The sequence below is a fragment of the Culicoidibacter larvae genome, assembly GCF_005771635.1.
In the GTDB taxonomy this organism is placed as follows: Bacteria; Bacillota_I; Bacilli_A; order Culicoidibacterales; family Culicoidibacteraceae; genus Culicoidibacter; species Culicoidibacter larvae.
Window position 1 is genome coordinate 26,792 of the sequence record NZ_VBWP01000010.1, and the last position, 22,137, is coordinate 48,928.

At 39.2% G+C, this 22,137-nt stretch carries 13 protein-coding genes and 1 tRNA gene; all 14 read left to right on the forward strand.

What is annotated here, in order from left to right; genetic code table 11:
• Positions 1-591 (forward strand): SMC-Scp complex subunit ScpB, encoded by a 591-nt coding sequence (gene scpB / locus FEZ08_RS10155; RefSeq protein ID WP_138192007.1) that lies wholly within the window; start codon positions 1-3, stop codon positions 589-591.
• A 36-nt stretch (positions 592-627) separates the two neighbouring features.
• Complete coding sequence (uvrC, locus tag FEZ08_RS10160) at positions 628-2,508, forward strand: excinuclease ABC subunit UvrC (protein ID WP_138192009.1); 1,881 nt, start codon at positions 628-630, stop codon at positions 2,506-2,508.
• 158 nt (positions 2,509-2,666) lie between these two features.
• A complete protein-coding gene (gene murI / locus FEZ08_RS10165) occupies positions 2,667-3,446 on the forward strand; it encodes a glutamate racemase (protein WP_138192011.1) in 780 nt (259 codons plus the stop codon).
• A gap of 20 nt (positions 3,447-3,466) precedes the next feature.
• Positions 3,467-4,057, forward strand: a complete 591-nt coding sequence (locus FEZ08_RS10170) for an XTP/dITP diphosphatase (RefSeq protein ID WP_138192013.1) — start codon at positions 3,467-3,469, stop codon at positions 4,055-4,057.
• A 30-nt stretch (positions 4,058-4,087) separates the two neighbouring features.
• Entirely contained in the window at positions 4,088-4,585 is a 498-nt protein-coding gene (locus tag FEZ08_RS10175; protein ID WP_138192015.1) for a YfcE family phosphodiesterase, read from the forward strand.
• A 24-nt stretch (positions 4,586-4,609) separates the two neighbouring features.
• Positions 4,610-5,056, forward strand: coding sequence for a hypothetical protein (locus FEZ08_RS10180; RefSeq protein ID WP_138192017.1), 447 nt, complete (start codon positions 4,610-4,612; stop codon positions 5,054-5,056).
• Positions 5,057-5,144: 88 nt separating this feature from the next.
• Positions 5,145-5,218 (forward strand) — tRNA-Gly (locus tag FEZ08_RS10185).
• Between the two features lie 247 nt (positions 5,219-5,465).
• A complete protein-coding gene (locus FEZ08_RS10190) occupies positions 5,466-5,879 on the forward strand; it encodes a hypothetical protein (protein ID WP_138192020.1) in 414 nt (137 codons plus the stop codon).
• Between the two features lie 218 nt (positions 5,880-6,097).
• Positions 6,098-6,769, forward strand: a complete 672-nt coding sequence (locus tag FEZ08_RS10195; RefSeq protein WP_138192022.1) for a response regulator transcription factor — start codon at positions 6,098-6,100, stop codon at positions 6,767-6,769.
• Positions 6,753-8,156 (forward strand): sensor histidine kinase, encoded by a 1,404-nt coding sequence (locus tag FEZ08_RS10200; RefSeq protein ID WP_138192024.1) that lies wholly within the window; start codon positions 6,753-6,755, stop codon positions 8,154-8,156. The genes FEZ08_RS10195 and FEZ08_RS10200 overlap by 17 nt, the downstream gene beginning before the upstream one ends.
• On the forward strand, positions 8,156-8,857 hold the full coding sequence (locus FEZ08_RS10205; RefSeq protein WP_138192026.1) for a hypothetical protein: 702 nt from the start codon (positions 8,156-8,158) through the stop codon (positions 8,855-8,857). The genes FEZ08_RS10200 and FEZ08_RS10205 overlap by 1 nt, the downstream gene beginning before the upstream one ends.
• Positions 8,858-9,008: 151 nt before the next feature.
• Positions 9,009-13,364, forward strand: a complete 4,356-nt coding sequence (locus FEZ08_RS10210; RefSeq protein ID WP_138192028.1) for an InlB B-repeat-containing protein — start codon at positions 9,009-9,011, stop codon at positions 13,362-13,364.
• Positions 13,365-13,533: 169 nt separating this feature from the next.
• Positions 13,534-15,984: an InlB B-repeat-containing protein gene (locus FEZ08_RS10215; RefSeq protein ID WP_138192030.1), complete on the forward strand. Its 2,451-nt coding sequence runs from the start codon at positions 13,534-13,536 to the stop codon at positions 15,982-15,984.
• A 516-nt stretch (positions 15,985-16,500) separates the two neighbouring features.
• A complete protein-coding gene (locus FEZ08_RS12590) occupies positions 16,501-22,062 on the forward strand; it encodes an InlB B-repeat-containing protein (RefSeq protein ID WP_138192032.1) in 5,562 nt (1,853 codons plus the stop codon).
• The last annotated feature ends 75 nt before the right edge of the window (positions 22,063-22,137 follow it).

Genomic DNA, 22,137 nt, shown 5'->3' on the forward strand with positions numbered 1-22,137 from the left:
ATGGATGAGCGATTGGCACATTTAGAAGGGTTATTATTTATTTGCGGTGATGAAGGACTAAGTTTTGAACAAATCGCCGCAGCAATGAATGCAACTAACGGTGATACCGAGTTCTTGCTTGAAGCTTTGAAGGAACAATATAACAATCCAAGCCGCGGCATTGAGTTGCAGCGACTTGGTGGCGTTTATAAGTTAACGACTAAGCGCGATCATGCTGCCTTTTATCAAGATTTCTTTACTAATACAGCAGTGCATACATTATCGAATGCAACGCTTGAAGTGTTATCAGTGATTGCTTATAAACAGCCGGTAACCCGCGCGGACATCGAAGCTGTCCGCGGGGTCGGCAGCGATCATATTGTCCGCCGCCTGGTTGCTTACGGCTTCATTGCTGAGGTTGGTCGTCAGGAAACACCTGGACGACCGGTTCTATATGCAACGACACCGGAGTTCCTTGACTATTTTGGCTTACAGCATCTTGATGAGTTGCCTGATTTAGGTGAGGTTGGCCGTGAGGATGTGGCTGAAGATGTGGACATCTTTATGACTAAGTATCGCGAGCAAATGGATGCGAAGGAAGAAGAAGAGTAGTCAGGGTTTCCCTGAGGGCTCTTCCAGATTTTTAGAATGAAGAAAAAAGACAGAAGAAGATATACTAAAAAAGAGATGCAAGGTTCGGCGACGCTGCAGCCAAGATTGAAACCGGGATTGAAAAGAAGTGAGAGAAATATGCCCCATACCCAAGTTGTAAAAGATAAATTGAAGTTGTTACCGGATAAGCCCGGTTGTTATTTGATGAAGGATAGCAACGGGATTATTATTTATATAGGAAAAGCGAAAGTGCTGAAAAATCGGGTGCGTTCTTATTTTACCGGCAGTCACTCAGGAAAAACGTTGCAGTTGGTTATGCAAATCAGCGATTTTGATTTGATTATTACGAAGAGTGAAGCTGAGGCGTTACTATTAGAGAGTAATTTAATCAAGGCGCATAAGCCTAAATATAATATTTTATTGAAGGATGATAAGTCATATCCGTTTATTGCTTTGACTACTGATGAGCACACGCGTTTGATTATTACGCGCCAGCCGCGTAAGAAGTACAAGGCTTTATATGGCCCATATTCGAGTGCAAGCTCGGCGCGTGCGGTTGTTGACATGCTTAATTTTATGTATCCTTTGCGTAAGTGCAAGATTTTACCAAAGAAAGAGTGCTTGTATTACCATATCGGTCAATGCTTGGCACCCTGTATTTTGCCGATAACACAAGAAGAATACGAACCGTATGTTGAAAAGGTTCAGCAATTTCTGAAGGGTGATACAGCGCCGGTTATTAATGATTTGAAGGCGCGGATGAGTGATGCCAGTGAGCGAATGGAATATGAGCGGGCACTTGAGTTTCGTGACATGTTGAATGCGGTTGATATGCTGGTTACTAAGCAGACGGTGCATATGAAGATTGATGATGATGTCGATATTTTTGCTTATTCGTATGATGATGTACTGGTTGCTATTCAAGTATTCCATGTGCGTGGTGGGAAGTTGGTTACTCGTGAGAGTACAATTGCAGAATACTTCGATGATCCGATTGAAGTATTCTATAGTTATATTTTGCAGTTCTATAATTTGGAACATGTTATGAAGCCAAAAATGGTTTATCTGGATAAGGCTTTGGATATTTCGACTTTAAATGAGGCGTTGGATTTGAAAATTATCCAACCGCAAAGAGGCGAGAAGAAAAACTTGGTTGATTTGGCGACTGAAAATGCGGCGGCTTCGCTTGAGCAGAAGAAGCAGTTGTATTTGCAACAAGTTGGTCGGACGCTTGGTGCTGTGGAGCAGCTTGGCGAATTGTTGGGTATTGCAACTCCAACACGTATTGAGATTTTTGATACGGCCAATTTAGGTAATGATGCGATTGTAAGTGCAGTTGTTGTGTTCCATAATGGTGAGCCTTCAAAACGCGATTATCGCCGGTATAAGATTCAGTCAATTAAAGAACAAGATGATTATGGTGCATTGCGCGAAGTTCTATATCGACGGTACTATCGGATGATGATGGAAGATAAGCCGTTGCCGCAATTAATTATTGTCGATGGCGGTATTGGTCATGTTAATGTGGCCCGTGAACAATTAGCACAATTGAATATTAATATTCCAGTTGTTGGTTTAGCGAAGAATGACCGCCATAAGACTACTGCTTTAGTTGGTTTGGATAATGAAAAGATTAATTTAAAAGAGCACAAAGAATTATTTTATATGCTCAGTAATATGCAAGAGGAAGTTCACCGTTTTGTTATTGATTATCACCGTAAATTAAGAACTAAATTGAGTCTTAATTCACGACTTGATCATATTCCTGGAATTGGTGAGCAACGCAAGAAGCTGCTCTTGACAACATTTGGTTCGTTGAATAAAATAATGGAAGCAACGGTTGACGATTTAGCCGCAGTTATTCCACTGAAACTTGCGCAGGAAGTGTATAATTACTTACAAAGCGATGAAGAATAAGACTGTTGAAAAGCGTTCGCAATCTTTGAAAGTTAGAAAAAATTGCTCAATCACGTATGTTTAGATACGCTCAATCACAATTTTTTCTAACTTCCTTTGATTACAATCGCTTTCAATCAATCTTATTATAGTAAAATATATAATAAGGAGACAATAGTATGGAGAAACAAAACAAACCAATTGGTTTTATCGATTCCGGTATTGGCGGCTTATCAGTTGTTGATGAGTTTTTAACCGCGATGCCGGAAGCACCAATTGTTTTTGTTGCCGATAATGCGCGATGTCCGTATGGCAATCGCGAGCCGGAAGAGATTCAGCAATTTGCCTTTGAAATGATTGACTATTTAATCAGTGAGCATGATATTCAGTTGTTGATGATTGCTTGTAATACAATTGTGTCGCGGGCGCTTGATGCGATTATTGCCCGTTATCCTGATTTACCAATTGTTGATGTAGTCAGCAATGGTGCTAAGGTAGCAGCTAATCTTACTTTTACTGAACATGTAAGTGTGCTGGCAACGTTTCAAACGGTGCAGTCAGAGAGTTATGTGAAGATGATAAATCGTTATCATCCTAATCTTACGATTGAGCAGTTTGCACCGGTTGAATGGGTGCCGATGATTGAGGCTTGCAGCGTTGATGAGTCGTTGATTCGTAATTATACTGATCAACTTTCACCGGAAAGTGATTGTGTGGTGCTTGGGTGTACGCATTACCCGTTTATTTTGCCGCAGTTAAAGGCGGTTGCGCCTGATAAGGCGTTTATCAATCCGGCGTATCAGACCGTGCAGGAAGCACTGCCGTTGATTAATCGGGAGCTATTTTTGGGGCATTGCCAGCTGGTCTTGACCACTGGGGATGCCGCGGAGTTTGCTGATAAGATTAAGTTTTGGTTGCCAGAACGTGATTTTGTTGTTGAGCATGTTGAATTAACATAAGGATTTTTGGAGGAAAGTGTATGCAGACGATTTTATTGGCTTCGAATAATAAGAATAAGATTAGAGAATTTAAGGCGATGTTTGCGCCATTGGCAATTGATATTAAGTCACTGGATGATGTTGGCATTGATGTTGATGTTGAGGAAACCGCGGACACCTTTATTGGAAATGCGCGTTTGAAGGTTGACGAGATTTCAAAGTTAACTGATTTACCAGTGCTGGCTGATGACTCAGGGCTTTGTGTAAATGCTTTGGATGGTGCGCCGGGCGTTTTTTCAGCACGTTATGCTGGTGTTGCCCATGATGATGTTGCTAATAATGAAAAGTTATTGGCGGAGATGAAGGGTGTTGTTGATCGGTCAGCATACTTTATTGCTATTTTGATACTTAAAATGCCAGACGGGCGGGAGCTTGTTGCACAAGGACGTTGTGATGGGTTTATCACTGATGAGCCAATTGGTACCAATGGTTTCGGCTATAATCCAGTATTTTATATGCCATATTTTAATCAAACTTTGGCGCAGGTGAGTGATGAGACTAAGAATGCAGTCAGTCATCGCAAGCATGCTTTGGAAGACTTAATTGAGCAAGTAAAACAATTAGGAATATAAGAAGAACACTATCAATAAAGGAGTGATTTGATGCGTATATTAGCTGTTTATAATACTCGCGGACAAGTGGCAGCATTGGAGAAAATTCGTGATCGCCATTTAGAGCATTGTGATTTATTTGTCCATTGCGGAAACGCTATGGTTTCATATGATAATGAATACATTCAGGGGTATGTTGTGGTCAGTGGTCCTAATGATTTTGACCCGCACTTTTTGCGTGATTATATTCTAGATGTTGAAGGCCGTCGGATTTTAATTGTGAACGGATACCAACAGGATATTAAAAATGGTTTGATTCATATGTATAATTTTGCTAAGCAATTTCATGCCGATGTGGTTATTTTTGGTGCCAGTCCGCAGCCGATAATCAGTGAGTATCAAGGGATGGTTTTAATATCTCCGGGAGAAGCAACCAATGAATTTGATACAGCAATGAAAAGCTATGCTATTATTGATTTAGAGGAACAGATTCGAGTAAATATTTTTGATATTGACTCTGGTGATTTAGTGCAGACAGTAAAGATTTAGTAATTATAAAGCAGAGGGATAAGTATGTACACTACAGATGCGCATCCATATAAGGCAATTGCCGGCCTAAGCCTTGCGATTGCTATAATTTCATCAATCATGATTGTTCCGGTTTTGGGCCTTTTCCTTGATGCTTTGTTTGCGATTCCGAGTATTGCGGTATTTGTGCTTTCGATTATTAGTATTGTTATTCGGCGCAAGAATGATGTTAGTACATTACCGGTTGTTTTTTCAGTGATGACTGGCGGATTGGGTATTTTTGCGACTATGCTTATGCTTTTTGGTGTGTTTGGTGATCAGGCTGAAACAATGCTTAATATGGGCAGTCAGATTTTTGTCAATTTTATTTATGTTATTGTTGCTTTGGCGGCATGGTGTGGCTATGTAGTGAGTGCAATTTTGAACTATCGTAATTTCTATTTGCTGCGTAAAACAGTGTTATCTGAACAGGTTGTTAGCAGTCAAGTGTAAGAAACAACGAGAAGACATGTAATTTAGTGAAATTGATATTGACAGAAGCATGCTTTTCCAGTAAAATTATTAGTGTTGATAAATAAATGCGATCGTAGTTTAATGGTAGAACGGAAGCTTGCCATGCTTCGGGCGTGGGTTCGATTCCCATCGATCGCTCCAATGAAAAAACAAAACACCTCTTTGAGGTGTTTTTTTGTTTGGGAGAAATGAAATAGGGAATCGAACGGAGTTCCGACACAGAGTTAGCGCTGCAAAGTCAGGCTCTAGAACCTGACGAAAGTAAGTACTCTTGGGGTGTCCCATCGATTGCTTCAAGAAGAAAAACAAAACACCTCTTTGAGGTGTTTTGTTTGAGAGACAAGAAAATAAGATGGGTGTATAATTGTAGTGAAAGGCGTGATTTTATATGAGCAATGAATTAGTTATATATTACAGTTTGAACAATCATGTACGTAAAATTGTTGCAGATATGCCAGAGCCAAAAGTTGAAATTACGACAGTTAAAAAGATTAGTAAAAATAAAGTTTGGCAAATGATTTCCTTGGGATTTTTAGTAAAAAGTAATAAGAAATTAGCTATTAATGAATTGGATGATATTGGGTTAGAACAATATGATGTGATTCATTTTGTGACACCAATTTGGGCCGGTAAAGTGGCTTTGCCGTTACAAGCTTTTCTTGAAAAATATCCAATTAAAAATAAGCAGGTGAAGCTGACAATGTCATGTGGTGGCGGTGTTGGTGAGAGTAAAGAAGCGTTCTTAAAGTTGTTGGATGATTCCAATGAACTTGTTGCTTTTAAGGTAATTGCCGGGCAATAAAATTTTCTAGTATTTTGAACCAGAGTGGGCGTTGCGCTCATTCTGGTTCTTTTTTAAATATGGGAAAACTATCGCGGAAAAACTGTTGTTTGTGTTTGCTTTTTGTAATATAATCAGCTATAATTTGAACACGTAACGAGATTTTTTAGTTTTGTTGGCATATAATGGGGTTATAATAGTAAAAAATTTATGATTTTGTAGTGTGGGGGTATATTCCTATGAAACGAATTTTACATGTTGAAGACAACGAGCAGTACCGGGAGTTTATTGCTGGTGTTTTGAAGCATGAAGGGTATGAGGTTATAAGCAGTGATAATGCTATGGATGGCATTAAGCTTTTTGAGTTGGGTAATTATGATTTAGTAATTACTGATTTGAAGATGAAAAATGTTGATGGTTTACAGTTCTTTTCTTTTCTGCGGCGGATTGATCCGGAAGTTAAGGTTATTGTTTTAACTGGTTCTAATCGAGATGCTGATGAGGTCGCCGGACTTGAAATGATGGTGAACGATTATATTAAAAAACCGGTATCGGTTGAAGTATTGTTAACACGGATAGCGCGGGTTATCAGTGAGAATCGAGTTTTGCGGGTTGATACTGAGCTTTATTCCGAACCGGAAAACTTACGGATAGATATACAGAAACGAAAAGTATATAAAGATGATGAACTAGTAGTCTTAACAAGCAAGGAATATGAATTGCTTGTTTATTTGATGCGTAACAAGGGACGGGTCATCACTCGTGAGGAGTTGCTTAAAGAGGTTTGGCGGCAGAGTGAAGATGAATTGGATATTCGCAATGTTGATACATATATAAAACGCTTGCGGACAAAACTTGTTCTATCAACTATTTATTCAGTTCGGAGTGTTGGTTATGAGTGGGTTGAATAAAAATAAACATAAGATGAATAGCAGAACCGGAAGAAATTGGTTACAGTTATTTTTGATTGGTGGATTACTTTATCTACTTATTGTTGTTGTTTTTGCGTTAGTTATTTATAATATTCCGCAAATATATGATCAAATTAATTATGATAAAACTGAGGCGACTGCCAGTGAAGTTCAGTCAGCGCTGGATTTATCTAGTGATGATGAACGTAAGGCGGCATTGACTGATATTGATGCCAGCAATACTTTAGATATTGTTGTTTTAGAAAATGGTCAAGTATTATATTCGACAGTATCAACAACTGACTTTTCAGTTATCACCGATTTTATCAATGAAAATGCGCTGAGTTATCATACTGCATATCAGTATGAGAGTGGTGGAAACACATATCAGGTTTGGTTGGCAATTTATAAAACTGATTCACAATTATTTTTCTCAATTATCATCAGTATTATTGTAGGTGCCGCAATAATGTTGAGTTTGATTCTAATTGTTTTAGTTGTCATTCTGTTTTTTAAAGTGTTGCGACCGTTGCAAAAGCTACGCAATAATATTTTAAAACTAAAAGAGTACCGTTTGAATGAAGTGCACTCAGGCAGTCAAAAGAATGATTATGATTTCTTGTCAGAAGAACTGGAAGATTTTACTGTAGACTTACAGCGAAAAATGAAAAGTATCACGGTAAAATATACAGGTTTGGAATACGAGCTGCAAGCCCGGCAAGAAAAAAACATTTATAAAGAACAGCTAATTAGCAGTTTGGTACATGATCTTAAGACACCGCTGAATATTATTATGGTGCAGGCTAACAAGCTTGAAGAGGGTGTTTTGCAGCCAGAAGAAATACATTTATTGTCTGATAGCAGCGAACAGATGCTTAAGGACGTTAATGAGATACTCACGATTCAAAAGCTGGATGATATCAGTGAAGTTACTAAGACAGAGCATGTTGAAGTAGTAGAAATGATTCGGAAAACGATGCGTTTATTTGCACCGCTATTTCGTGAGCGGAAGATTCAGTCGTATGTTGATACGCCTGAATCCATCTTTATCAATATAAGTCCGATTAAGCTAAAACAAATTATTCATAATGTTATCTCTAATGCCAGTCAGTACGCTGATGCTGGAGGAACGTTTGAGTTGGAGGCTTTTGAAGAGAGCCAACATTTAGTTATTGAGGCATATAATGATAAGGCGGATATTAGCAGTATTGATTTTGAGCGGGTTTTTGATTTGTTCTATCATGTGGATACCGGGAATACTTATGGCAGTGGTGTTGGGCTTTATACGATTAGAAGTATGGTTGAAGAATACGGTGGCACCTGCAGTTTCGCACCGCGTGATAATGGTGTGGTGCTGACAATTTCGTTGCCACTGGAGACGCAGTAATGATGAAATGGTTAGTTCGTATTACGTTGGCAGTGCTTTTAGTGACCGCGGGATTTGGAATGAAGGTTACAGCATATAATGAGCCGAATCAGTATGCTTCGGAGCAAGAGGCGCGCGAGCAGGAATTAAAAAACTTGCAGGAGAAACATGTTCAACCAGGAACATATCCGATTGAGGTAAGTTATACTCAAAATGGTAAGACCATCAACAAGACGATTTATTTGACTGTACGCGGCGAGCATACGGTTATTGTTGATGATATTGCTATTGATGCTCATTCGATTGTTATCAATTTGAATCAGGTAGCCGCGATGAATAAGGCTGGCTGGATTGAGGCGGCTAATGCGCGGGCGTGGAATATTAATACCCTTGCCGAGGTGCCGGTTACGCAAGTAAATAGTTCGCAAGTGAAGGAGGCGGTGGGGAGCTATCCGCTTTATTTTGCAACTGATGCTTTTGTGAAAACCAGCGTCACGGTAACAGTTGTGGATGGTACTGATGCGAACCAATCGTTTGCGAATTGGTTCGCACAACATGATCCAGGTGAAGGTTTCTCATGGTATGGTTTTTTGCATATTCATCCATATCTCTTGAGTTTACTGCTGGTGTTGATTTTATTGATTCCATTTATCATCATTGCAGTCTACTATCTCATCACTTCAAAATTAGTTCGTGATATCATTCGCAGCATCATTAAATAGTGAAATAATCACATATACAAAAAATCCAATAACTTTACGTGATAATCCTTTGATGCGCCTGTATTCGTTAGATATACTTGATGTATAGCAATCTGTTAAAAATTTATCATGTTTGAACAGATTGCAAAGGTATTCTAAAGGGGGCCATACAATGGGCAAAAAAATTATAAGAACAGCATTTCTATCAGTAATTGCAGGGTTACTGATTTTTTCTCAGTTTAATCTTGCGGTTTTTGCAACTAGCGAAAATAATGCAAGTGAAGCTAATACTGAGATAACCAGTGAAAATAATGTCACTGAAAATGAAGTTAGCTCAGACGAGCAGCCACCAGCAAGTGCTGAGGAAACTCAGGCACCGACTGCACAAAGAAATTTGCTGGGAGCAGCAAATGTTGAACGTGAGTTGACGTTAGCAGTTAGTAATGCTAATGGAACAAGTATTAATACTGCTAACGGAACAACAACACTAATGTTTCAAGCGGCAGGTATTGTCAGCGGAACAATTAAGTTGAAAAGTCCAGCAAAAGCTAATGAATATATTGAATTAGTTGTCCCAAGTGATATGAATCTTTCGGGATTTAATAAAGGTAATCTAGAAGATATAGCAACAATTTCACTAACTGGAAAAACATATCGTTTTAATTTGATTGAGGGCGCAGCAGCCGGACAATATGTCTTTAGTTTTACTACATCATTTAATTATCGCAATACTATGCATAATGAGACGCGTGATATTACGATGACTGATTATGTGAATAGTACTAGTACTTTAGCGGAAAAATTGAATTTGACAATGTTCAATGATACAAAGTTAAATATTGTAATGACCAGTGGACAGATTTCTCCAGGTGCTAAAACACTCTATAATCTTTCTGCCTTTACAAGGAGTAATAATGCAACATCAACTAATTATCCTACTAGTAATGACTATACTTTGGCAATGGATGCGACAGTTACTATTCCATTGCCGGCAGAAGCGACTTTTGTTGAGGGATTGAATGCTGGAGTAACTTATGATGCCGGCAGCCATAGTGTTACTGTTGCATTTACCAGTATTTTAAATGGAACAACTGTCAAAGGGTTTTCAGTTACATATAACGGGGTAAATGTTGGCGACACTGTTACTGCGCCAAGTGCACCAACAGTAGATGGTCATATCACCGGTAAAACTGCACCTGAGTACACTTTTACTAATAATGACATTATTACCCCGCTTAAAACAATAAGTGGAACAGTTATGATTCCGAAAACACTTGTTGATATACGTAGTTTTGTAAATGGTATGGGAAACTATATGTATATTGGTGAAAAAGGTGATACACGTCTCTATGGAATTCAGTTTTCAAACAATACTTCGTATGATGGTTCAAATTTTAAAGTGACGACAAAACCAGCTGATGGGATGTTAGTTAATGGTTTCTACGTTCCTGGTTCTAATATATATGATGTGTGGAGCGGATCAATTACCGCAACAGTAACAACTAATACAGGTAGAACTATTCAAAAGGTAATTCCTAACGCGACCACAACGGTAAATGCAGCTGCTCTTGGCTTAACAGCAGGAGAATATTTAACGGAATTGGAATTTGCTTTTAGTGAATTTAAAGTTGGGCAGAAAATTTGGTACAGCTCTGGCTCTCCACAAGAATATAGCTATGCAATTACTATGTATGGAACGATAGATGAAACTTATCGTGATGGTGTAACAGTAATTAAAAGCGGTGATATACGTAATGTGGTTACTACCATTAGTGATGATCAGCTAAGCGGTACTACAACAATGGCAGTGCCGTACACAGATGTTAAAACTGTTCCATTAGCCGGAGGAACATCCATTGCGCAAGGGAATTCATTTTTACCGGGAGCAAATGTTAATTTAAATGTTCAACTTGATGGTAGCTGGTATCCATATGGGAATGATAATCGTGTTGATGACCCGAATATTTATGTGACACTGCCATTAGAATTTACACCAAATATGGATGCAATTATAGTGACTCCCGGAGCTAAAAATGGTTCTATTACTAATATTGAAGAAGTCGAAAATGTTGCAGCGGCGGCCGACGGTAAAAAAGTATGGAAAATTACTACTAGCAATGTATACACACCAGGATCTGGTATGAAATTATCAATTCCGGTGAAAATTGACCAATATGCGATTCCGGGAATGGTAGATTTAAGCCAAGCAGTATTAATTGATTCACCATATAGTTACCAAAAATTTACAACTGCTTATGGCAGTGGGGTTTATCCTGATAAATATGATGTCAATGAAAATGGTAGAACTAATGATAGCTTAATTGCAATTGGAGTAAATGGACGTTTAAGTAACGTCTTGATTTTAAACACTGGTTTCAGTGCCTACCACCGAGCAAAATCAGATGATCATCCGGCATGGAGTGCTTTCTACTCAGAAAGCAAGACAGAGTCAATTGTCAATTTTTATAATAATTCAAATGGTGAGATTGAGGTTATTGTTAATAACCCGACTGATAAAATCATTGACCAATATACTTATTATGAGTCATTACCAAAAGGTGCAAATGAAGCAGTTCGTTTGACTGGGGCAATTACAACACCAAGCGGTTTTGAAATAACCTATACAACAGCAGCAACACCAGAGCGTAATGAGCTGAGCGGCGGTAGCGATACAACATATGTGCCAGCAGCAAGCATTACTGACTGGAGCAAAGTGAGCGGCTTTAAAGTGAAAGCAACTTCACCGATTCCGGGGTCAACGACTACAACAATTACCGTGCCGATCCATATGATTGGTGCCAGAGAAAATACGACTGATTATGATGAATTGCTGACTGCACAATCATCATTCATATTTGCAGAACAAGGCGGACCAGCAACTATTTACCAAGGTTCAGTGCTTGCTTATCAAGCGAACAATGTGACGGTTTCCGGAACAGTGTTCAAAGATTTAGACCAAGACTTAAGCCCGACAAAAGGTGCCGGTGACGCAGATTTTGCCGGACTTACAGTGAATTTGTGGAATCAGGATAAGTCGCAAAAATTGGCAACAACGACAACTGATGCCAGCGGTGCATATAGTTTTAAAATCAATGCCCAAAATTATTTAGTGGAAGTTGTAAATCCAAATGCAGTACAGTGGGAAGCGGTAGATGCTTTGGCGAAAACAGCTGACACATCAGCCAAGGTTGACGTATCAGATTTAGCAATCGGATTAGTAGCAAAACAATATGCAGTAAACTTTATTGTTGATGGTGCAACAGTTTCAACAGAAAATGTACGGTATAATAATGTTGTAACTAATCCGGCATCAAATCCGACCAAAGGTGGCTATACCTTCTTGAGTTGGTCACAAACACAAGGTGGGACGGCATGGAATTTTACTAATGATAAAATGCCGGCAAGCAACTTGAACTTATATGCGCAATTTTCTGCTGACAATCAAACAATTACATTTGATGTTAATGGCGGCGATGTGGCAACTGAGCCGGCTGATATTGTACAGCCAACAGATTCAAGTGTTACTATCAGTGCAGTGCCAAGTTATGCGGGTTATACTTTCGTTGGCTGGTTTGATAGCAGCAATGTGCAACATAGCGGAACCTTTGCAATGCCAAATGGCGGGTTGGATTTAGTAGCGCATTGGACAGCGGCTAATCAAGTGATTAGTTTTGATGCTGCCGGTGGTAGTGGCGTGGATTCAATTGTTGAACCGACCGGAGCCAGTGTTGATATTGATTCTGCGGTGACGACTCGTGCCGGGTACCAATTTGATGGTTGGTATAATGGTGCGACTCAGGTTGATGGAATTATCACTATGCCTGTAGGCGGAATGCAGTTAACAGCACATTGGACAGCGTTAGACCAAACAATCACCTTTGATGTCAATGGTGGTTTATCAAGTTCAAAACCAGATGATATTATTGCGCCGACAGATTCAATTGTTGATATTGATGCGGTTACTGAACCGCAACGCCCGGGATATCGCTTCTTGGGTTGGTATAACAATGATGAATTGGTATTTGGCAGTATTAATATGCCGGCAGGCGGGATGACATTAAAAGCAGCATGGAAAGATTTAATTGCTGATGGGGTTTGGAAGATTAATGGTGATCATATTACGATGACGGTTTCGGAAGTTGATGGCTATATGGCTAATGGAACATTAGGCCAGGAAGTATTGGCGAAGAGCAATGCTAAAGCCTGGGATGATGAAACCGGTGAAATTTTAACGCCGCTTGATATTGATTGTTCAAGTGTGGTTGCAGTTGTTGGTGATTATCATGCGCCGGTAACTTATACGCCTGGAACAAGTTCTGCGGCAGCGGCTGTATCGGTGTTTGGTGCGGAAGATGCTGAGGAGAATACTGATGTCAATACGCTTTCGGGAACGGTAGCAGTTACAGTTATTGATGATCCGGTTTCAAAATTACCGGTGACTGGACAGGAACCGTTGATGATGGCCGGAGCTGGCGGGGTACTGATTGGTTTGAGTAGTGTCTTCTTAGTTAAAAAGAAAAGAAAATAGTGGATAAAAAAGAGCTGGCCACAAGCCAGCTCTTTTTCTCTTTTCTCCCAGAATTGCACAAAATCACATATACATATAATTCATAAAAATGTTGTAATAATCTATTGTGTGTGATTAATTTTAGGTTTATACTGTATTTATCCATATTATCACACAGGGGGGAATTAATATGTCAAAAAAAATAATCGCAAAAATAGGTGCGGCTAGTTTATTGGCGGCGATTGTGGCCGCTCAAGTTAGTCCGGTAGTTTCAGCTTTTAGTGAAGTTGAGAGTAGCGGCAACAATGCTAGTGAAGTAGTGACTAGTGCTGAGAATAGCACAGTTGAAAGTGAGGCAAATCAAGGGATTGATTTGCAAGAATCTGGCGCGAATAATGTTGCTAGCGAGGATAATGTTCAGTTGTTGGCTAGTCGCGTGCCATTGAAGGCGGTACTGCCTGGTGCAAGTGTAACTGTAGAAACGGTTGTAGACTTAGTTGACACGGTAAATAACGCTGAGATGAATAAAACGATTACCTTAGGTAGTAGTTTTCCGACTGCTTTAAGTGGCGTTATTACTTTGAATATCACTCATAATTACAATATTACTATTAATGGTAATAATAAGGTTTTAACTCCGGCTGCTAATCAGAAGCATTTTAATGTGACTAGCACTGGTAGCGGAACAATTACTTTTGATTCGATTCAGTTTAAAGGTTTGACCAGCAATGGCGCTGATGGTTTACCGGTTGCAGCCAATCTTGGCGGCGGCGTGATGATAAAAAATAATCAAGGTGCCTTTGTATTTAATAAAACCAAATTTTTGAATATAAACGGCGGTGGAATTAATCTGAAGGGTGCGGGAACTTTAACGGTTACCAATTCTACTTTTGATTCTAATATTGTTACTGATGGTGGCGGCGCGATTCGTGCTGAAGAGGCACCGAAATATTTGAGTATCAGCAATTCGACATTTAAAAATAATGTGAATAATGGTGCCGGGTATGATGGTGGTGCAATCTTTATTAAAAATGCCAGTGGTGTTATTAATATCGAACACAGTTTATTCTTGAATAATATTAATAAGTTTAATCGCGGCGGAGCGATTTCGATAAATTTGTCAACCGCTAGTAATATCAATACAATCAATGATTGTTATTTCGACGGTAATAAGGCGTTAAGCCCTGCTGCTAATGTGAATGCTGATGGTGGTGCGATTTCATTATATGAGCTTGGAGTTGGCGGTAAGTTTACATTGACTGGTTCAACTTTTACTAACAATGTGGCCGATGATGATGGTGGTGCATTATTATTGCAAGGAAAAGAGAATACTGATATTCAGGTTATTAACTCTACTTTCTATAATAATAGTGCGTATGGTAAAGGGAACGCGGCTGATTACAGTGGTGGTGCGATTCAAGCTTATGCCAGTGGTTCACAAGGTTCAACAACAATCGCAACCTTTATAGATAATACTTTTGCTAATAATAACGCTTATTCTGGTTTTTCTGCATCTCAGACACAACGTGGCGGGGCAGTTGCCGGAAGCGGTTCTTTATTCCGTACGCAAAAAGCAATCTTTCAAAATAATATTACTATAGGTAATAAAGTTTATAACAATGATGGAACTGAAAATGTTAATTCAAAGTATAAAAATGTTTCAATGACACAGCCGACCAATAATGGTGGTAATATTGGGTTTGATAATGGAGCGGATATAACAGCAACTTTTGAAGATGTTTTCGGTGTATACCCGGTTGTTCCGATTTTGCATAACTCAACAGTGATGGCCGGAGATATGAACGACAGTTCTTATCAAGCGATTCCAACAATGCCAATTATTCCTAATGATGGAATTACAGGGATTGCCAATGGTACCGGAACACCATCAATTTATACATTTGATGAATGTGCGCATCAACGCAGTACAACAAAACCGGACAGTGGTGCCGTAGAAATTGGCTGGATCCGTTACGAAGCAAATGGCGGTGAATGGACTTTGCCGCAATTGACCGGATATAGTGGAGAAGCTTATTATGTAGGAACTAATCCAACAACGTATTTTGATGTTGGTGATTACAATGGTACAACAACTATCATTGATGATTCCAATCTGGCCAACGGCAGTAAAACATTTGTTGAGTGGAATACTAAAGCTGACGGGACTGGAACTACTTACACAGTCGGCAATGCTGATCTTACCAGTGATGGCTTAACATTATATGCAATCTGGGCTGAACCGATTACTTATACTGTTACTTATGATGGTAACGGGCATACTATCGGTAGTGTTCCAGTTGATGCCAATAGCTATAGTATCGGAGTAACTGCAACAGTGTTGAATATCATAGATTTAGCCCGTAATAATCATTCGTTTGTCGGCTGGAATACTGCTGCTAATGGCAGTGGTACAGCATATGCTGCTGGTGATGCGATTACAGTAAATGGAAATATTGTATTGTATGCTCAATGGTTACAAGATGAAACACCAACTGATAATAATAGCAGTACAAACAATAGTTCAAATAATAATTCAGATTCTGGATTACCACAGACAGGAACACATTTGGCTGAGGTAGCAGTAATTGGACTTGTGGTTGCAGGTGCAAGTATGCTAGTCTTACGTAAAGTTAAAAAATAAATGTTGATTGTAAGAGTATCTTCGGATATTCTTACAATTGTTTAGGGCAATAATGTGGCTACCCCCAATGCGCATTGTTGCCCTAAACAGTTGGTTTCACTTTATAAAAAACAGCTGGGTCACTTGGAAACCCGGCCGTTTTTATAGTTTCTCCCAAGAAAGAAAAAACTTATTCACAAAATTGCTTTTTACGTTAAAACATGGGACAATAAGTTATGAAAAATGGGGGGACTAAATAATTAACTGGATGCTGGCATTATTTGCCAATGCTGCTTGTTATGGATTATTTGCTCTACCAAACAAATTTGTTTGGTTTTTTTGTTTGCCAAAAATCGTTTTTTTATGAGCACAATAATAATAACTGGAGAGAATATACAAAAATTACACAAAAAGAACACAGACTTTTCGTTGAACCAAATGGCACGTGTTCTATAATTGGAATTGATATTACTGTAAAATAGGACAAGATGTCGAATAACAGGACAGTATATTAGAATTTAAGGGAGGGTTTCTAATATGAGTAAAAAAATTGGAAAACTAATTATTGTATCATTAGCAGCATTGCTCTTGGTACTTACGCAAATGGACTTAAGCGTTTTAGCACAAAGTGACGAAGTGACGCAAGAGTCATCACAAAATAATACAGGGGAAAACGAGGCGGCTGATGCAGCTGAGGCTGACCAGCTGCAAAGTGAACCAGCAGCTGAAGCCGAAGCGCCAAAAACAAGTGTTCAGGGAGGACGGCAACTGTTAGGAGATGCACCAACAACGCAAAATGCATTTGCAGTATATGACGGACAAGATTTGGCAACCAATGCTGACTTTAGTTATGCACCTAAAGACGCGTACACACCGGCACGAACTTTAAGTATTGCTACTTCATTTCCAGACCGTGCAACAGTAACCGGAGCTAAGATAGAAATTAAACTTAATAATGTGTTACAACTGGCTGGAGCACCTGGGATGGTTGCAGACGGTACAAATGGCTGGAAGTTTGATCTCGATAAATTAGTAAATGACTATCCGCAACAGGCTGGGAAAATCAGCAATGCAATTTACACGCCAGAAAAAGTGAATGGCTGGTTAACAGGAAAAGGAACATTAACCTATGAAAAAAACCCCGGAACTAATGAGGTTTATTTAGAACTAACCTTAAAATTGAATGTGACTTATTCGGTGCGTTTGTTTAACGGACCAACTGAGACTTTTGCTAATGTAGCGGATATTAGTTCGAGCTATACTGAAAATGGAATGGATCATGAAATTGAGAGCAGTAAAATTAATAATGTTACTGTGACTAATGCTCAAAATATCTGGATTAGTATGTATCAAGGTGGGACAATGTATCGTTCAATCGGAGATGATGTTACCGTGGGGACATCACTTAATCCATATGTAAATACTGATTCATATAGTGCAGGTCTAACTAATGTAGTTGTTAATGAATTGACCTACACTGTGAAAATAAATAAGTTGCTTAACTTGACGGGAGTACGAACATCATCAGGAACACTTTCTTATACATTAACAGATGATCCTAGTGATGCAATTTACCAGTATATAACTTATACTGTTTCAAATTTTAAAGTTGCATCTACACTATATTTTGATTTCAAACTTCCGGATAATATTGCAACCGGAAATTATCAAGTCTTTTCAATTGGTTCTTATGCTGGGTTTACAAATTCAATCACAAGAGTTGATGGTTCAGTTGAAACTTCAGGGATAGTGCACTCATATGGTAGTACAGCAGTCATTTCTGTAAGTGATCCAAATGTGGCATCGGAATTAGAACTGGATACATCTAATCAAACTTTAGCTTTTCAAGACTTTGATGCCAGTATGAATTTGCTTGGTAATATGCAAGTGAAAAATACTAGTGCTAACGTGATTACTAATCGTTCCGGAAAGTTAGATTTTAGTGCTTATAGCAGTAAATATGGCGTTGAACAAGTTAGTCTTACGATACCAAACGGTATGCAAGTTAAGAATGTCGTTGCCAAGACAAATTTGAATAATACGTATTCGATTGCAACAGTTACTGGAACAGCAGGTGGAGCCGGTCAATATGTAAATATTAGTAAATCGGTATTGGGAATAACAACAGATGCTGAGTATATAACAGAATTGACTTGGGATTATGCTGGTTCCTTTCCTAGCGGATGGGTTAGCGGCGGTACAAGTTCAAGGTTAGACTACTTCCAAGTTTCCACGATTCGTTATTATGGAAAAATTTTAGATATGCCTGCTGATCGAAAATATAATGCGACATTAACAGTCTTTGAAACTGGGAATGTCTCAAATTCTCAAACCAAAACTCAAGCTATTACGGTTAATGATAACTCAATTTCTATGGGCTCAACTGTGGGATTAACTGGAAATTTAGTAACAACACAAAGTAGCGGCAGCATTTATTCGGCATCTTCAACGGTTGATTTTACTAACTATCGCTATAGTAATGATATGATGCGTACCTTAAAAGGGATTGCTTTTTATCTACGTGATACTGATTATACAATAGTTAATCCAGATACATTAAAAGTCACCTGGAATGGAAATACCTATCAAACCAGTGATGGAAGTTTGACTGCAATTGAAGGTGTTGATAATTCTAATCATAAATTCTATAAATTAGAATTACCAGATGTTATTTTAGGTATGGGGAATACAGAAACGGCCAGCACTATATATCCAAATGCAACTGTGACTTATGATTTTAAAATTAAGCCGTCAGCGCCGACAACTGCGTTAATGGTTCAAGATATCATTTCAGTTACCCCGCTTGATCAATCAATCAGAGTAACTAATGGTGGTTGGTACAGTGTGTACCTTACTACTGATAAATATAATGTAACCGGACAGGCTAATTCAAATATCCCACTTGGTTCTTACCGTCAAGGCTATGCTTTCAATATTACTGCTAAAAAAGCATTTTTAGTTACAACGGCAGCTAATCTTGATGATGGCCCATGGGTGAGCTATGATTATGATACTAATCAATCAATCATTGATCTGAATCCAAGCGGTGATGCTAAGTATCAATTGGCGGTAACAAATAATTCAGGACAAACAATTAATGGTTACACTGCACTTGTGCCGATTCCAAAGTATGGTGAAAAAACAGACTTAACACCAGCCACACCTGGAGAGTGGAATCCAAGCTATCATTTGCAAAAAGAAGCTTTTGGCTGGACAACAGCATTATTAGAAGAAATTAACACTTCTGCAACAGCTCTCGATTATCAGGTCCTTTATGCAACAACATATGAGACTAGTATCTCTTCACCAAATTTTGTCACATGGGATACTATTACAAATAAAGATAATATTCGCATGGTAAAAATATTTACAACTGATGCAATTCCTGATGGGACATTAGATGTTATTGATTTTCCATTGGCATTAACCGATCCATTAGCTGATGCTCATGCTGGCAATATGAATATTTATTCAGCACGTGTATATAGCAGTATTGATGGTAGTGCCGGATATAAACCAAGTGAGCCAATTGCAATTCGCTTAAAAACTGGTATCGTGACTGGTATCGTCTTCAATGATGATAACCGCAATGGATTGCAGGATGCTGGTGAAATTGGACGCAACGGAGTTTCCGTTATTGCCTATGAAGCGGGAACAACAAATCAATTAGCAACCGCAACAACTCAAACACACGATGGTATCGCCGGAGTCTATAAATTTATGGGCTTAGATAAAAATCAAAATGTTGATATTGTATTTGGTAATCCAAACACTGATGATTCAACTCGTTTCAGTCCAGTTACTAGTGGTGGTTCAACACCAACAGAAGCTGCCGATCATTTAAAAGCGACAACTGCAAACATTACGCCTAGTACTACTATCTCGACGACAATCAATGCCGGATTAATTACCCCAACCGAAGTTACTATGGATGCTCAGGGTGGTGAAACTGCCGATAATGTAATTAAGCGTTACCCGGGAGAAACCATTGCAAGTGAACCTGCAGTTACTAGAGAAGGCTATACGTTTAATGGTTGGTTTACAGCAAGCACCGGTGGAACATTAGTAACCTTCCCGTACACAGTGGGAGTTCAAGATACAACATTATATGCACAATACACAGTAAATCAATACACATTGAGCTATGATGTTGCAACCAATGGTGGCGAAAGTGGTGTTCCGGCAACACAAACAATTAACTACGGTACAAAAGCAACAAAACCAGCTGATGCAACCAAAACCGGCTATACATTTAATGGTTGGTTTACGGCAGCAAGCGGCGGCACAGCATGGGATTTCAACACGACAACAATGCCAGCTGCCAATACAACTTTGTATGCGCAGTTCAGTATCAATACATATACGACTACTTTTAATATCGATGGAGTTGTAATAACGACTGATGTTGTTTATGGCAATAAAGTAGTTGAACCGGCAACTCCAAGTAAAGAAGGTTATACTTTCTTAGGTTGGTATACTGTCGCTACTGGCGGAACTCAGTGGAATTTCTCTACTGGAACAATGCCGGCAAATAACATGACACTTTATGCACAGTACTCAGTTAATTCATACACACTGAGCTTTGATATTGCAACCAATGGTGGCAGCGGAACCGCGCCAACTAATCAAACGGTTAACTACGGAACCAAAGCAACTAAACCTACTGATCCAAGCAAAACCGGATATAGTTTTGCCGGTTGGTTTGATGCCTCAACCGGTGGTAATGCTTGGGACTTTAGTACCAAAACTATGCCAGCGAATGATGTGACGTTGTATGCGCAATTCGGTGTTGATCAATACACAGTGAGCTTTAATAATGAAGGCACAATAACAACGGAAACAGTGGCGTATGGTGCGTTAGTACCGAAGCCAGTGGACCCAAGTAAATTGGGCTACACATTCAATGGCTGGTTTGATGCTGAAACTGGTGGTAACGAGTGGAACTTCAGTAGTGACACGATGCCAGCGAATTATCTGAATCTCTATGTCCAATATAGCGCCAATACATATACATTGAGTTTTGATGCGAAAGACGGAAGTACAGTACCGGCGATTAGCGCCGCTACTGATACACCAATTGATATTGATGCCCAAGTTACAACGAAAGATGGCTACACTTTCTTAGGATGGTATGATAGCAATAACACGCAAGTAAGTGGAACAATCAATATGTATCCATACAACGCAACCTTAACTGCGAAATGGCAAGGGATTGATCAAACAATCCACTTAGATGTGAATGATGGTGATGCAACAAGTGTACCAGCAGCGATTGTAAAACCGACCGGAGACAGTGTGAATCTTGAAACGGTTGTACCAACCAGAGCCGGATATAGTTTTATTGGTTGGTTTGATGCAAGCGATGTGCAACATAGCGGAACATTTGTGATGCCGGTAGGCGGTCTACAGCTGAAAGCGAAGTGGACAGCAGTTAATCAAGTGATTACTTTCAATACTTATGGCGGCAGTGGTGTAGATTCAATTGTGGCACCAACTGACAGTACCGTAGACATCAGCAGTGTAACAACAGAACAATGGAGTTATGGCTTCCTTGGCTGGTTTGACGAAAATGGAACACAATACAGCGGAACATTTGCGATGCCAGCAGGCGGATTACAACTGCAAGCGAAATGGCAAGATTATATTGCTGATGGCACTTGGATAATTTCAGCTAATGATTTCAAAATGACTTTTGCTGAGCTACAAGCAAAAATTGCTGATGGTACAATAGTAGATAGTATTATCATTAAGTCTGATGCGCGTGCAATTGATAAGTTGACAAACAGTGACTTAGGACCACTGCAAGTATTGAATATTAGCGAATTAACAAGCGCACCTAAAGCTGGTACATATCAAATGACAATTGCTTACACTAATCCGTCAGCAACTGTCAGCACTTATGACTTGTATACAACTAATGAACGAGTTTTAAGTACGACAATTAATGTTGAAGTAACTGCTGAGAATACAAACAGCAGCTCAACAAATGGATTGCCACAGAGTGGGCAAAATATTACTTTTGCTGCTTTGATTGGAATCATCTTAGTTGTTGTTGCAGGAATATTACTTGTATTCAGCCGCTCTAAAAAGCGTTTGTAAAATAGTAAGCGACAGATGAAGAGGGCATGTGCTCTCTTCTTTGTCGGTTCATAATAGAGACCGGTTTTATTGACA

Coding starts and splice junctions, on each gene's coding strand:
- murI (WP_138192011.1), top strand. CDS start 2,667: ATGGAGAAACAAAACAAACCAATTGGTTTTATCGATTCCGGTATTGGC.
- FEZ08_RS10170 (WP_138192013.1), top strand. CDS start 3,467: ATGCAGACGATTTTATTGGCTTCGAATAATAAGAATAAGATTAGAGAA.
- FEZ08_RS10180 (WP_138192017.1), top strand. CDS start 4,610: ATGTACACTACAGATGCGCATCCATATAAGGCAATTGCCGGCCTAAGC.
- FEZ08_RS10205 (WP_138192026.1), top strand. CDS start 8,156: ATGATGAAATGGTTAGTTCGTATTACGTTGGCAGTGCTTTTAGTGACC.
- scpB (WP_138192007.1), top strand. CDS start 1: ATGGATGAGCGATTGGCACATTTAGAAGGGTTATTATTTATTTGCGGT.
- uvrC (WP_138192009.1), top strand. CDS start 628: ATGAAGAAAAAAGACAGAAGAAGATATACTAAAAAAGAGATGCAAGGT.
- FEZ08_RS10190 (WP_138192020.1), top strand. CDS start 5,466: ATGAGCAATGAATTAGTTATATATTACAGTTTGAACAATCATGTACGT.
- FEZ08_RS10215 (WP_138192030.1), top strand. CDS start 13,534: ATGTCAAAAAAAATAATCGCAAAAATAGGTGCGGCTAGTTTATTGGCG.
- FEZ08_RS10200 (WP_138192024.1), top strand. CDS start 6,753: ATGAGTGGGTTGAATAAAAATAAACATAAGATGAATAGCAGAACCGGA.
- FEZ08_RS10175 (WP_138192015.1), top strand. CDS start 4,088: ATGCGTATATTAGCTGTTTATAATACTCGCGGACAAGTGGCAGCATTG.
- FEZ08_RS12590 (WP_138192032.1), top strand. CDS start 16,501: ATGAGTAAAAAAATTGGAAAACTAATTATTGTATCATTAGCAGCATTG.
- FEZ08_RS10195 (WP_138192022.1), top strand. CDS start 6,098: ATGAAACGAATTTTACATGTTGAAGACAACGAGCAGTACCGGGAGTTT.
- FEZ08_RS10210 (WP_138192028.1), top strand. CDS start 9,009: ATGGGCAAAAAAATTATAAGAACAGCATTTCTATCAGTAATTGCAGGG.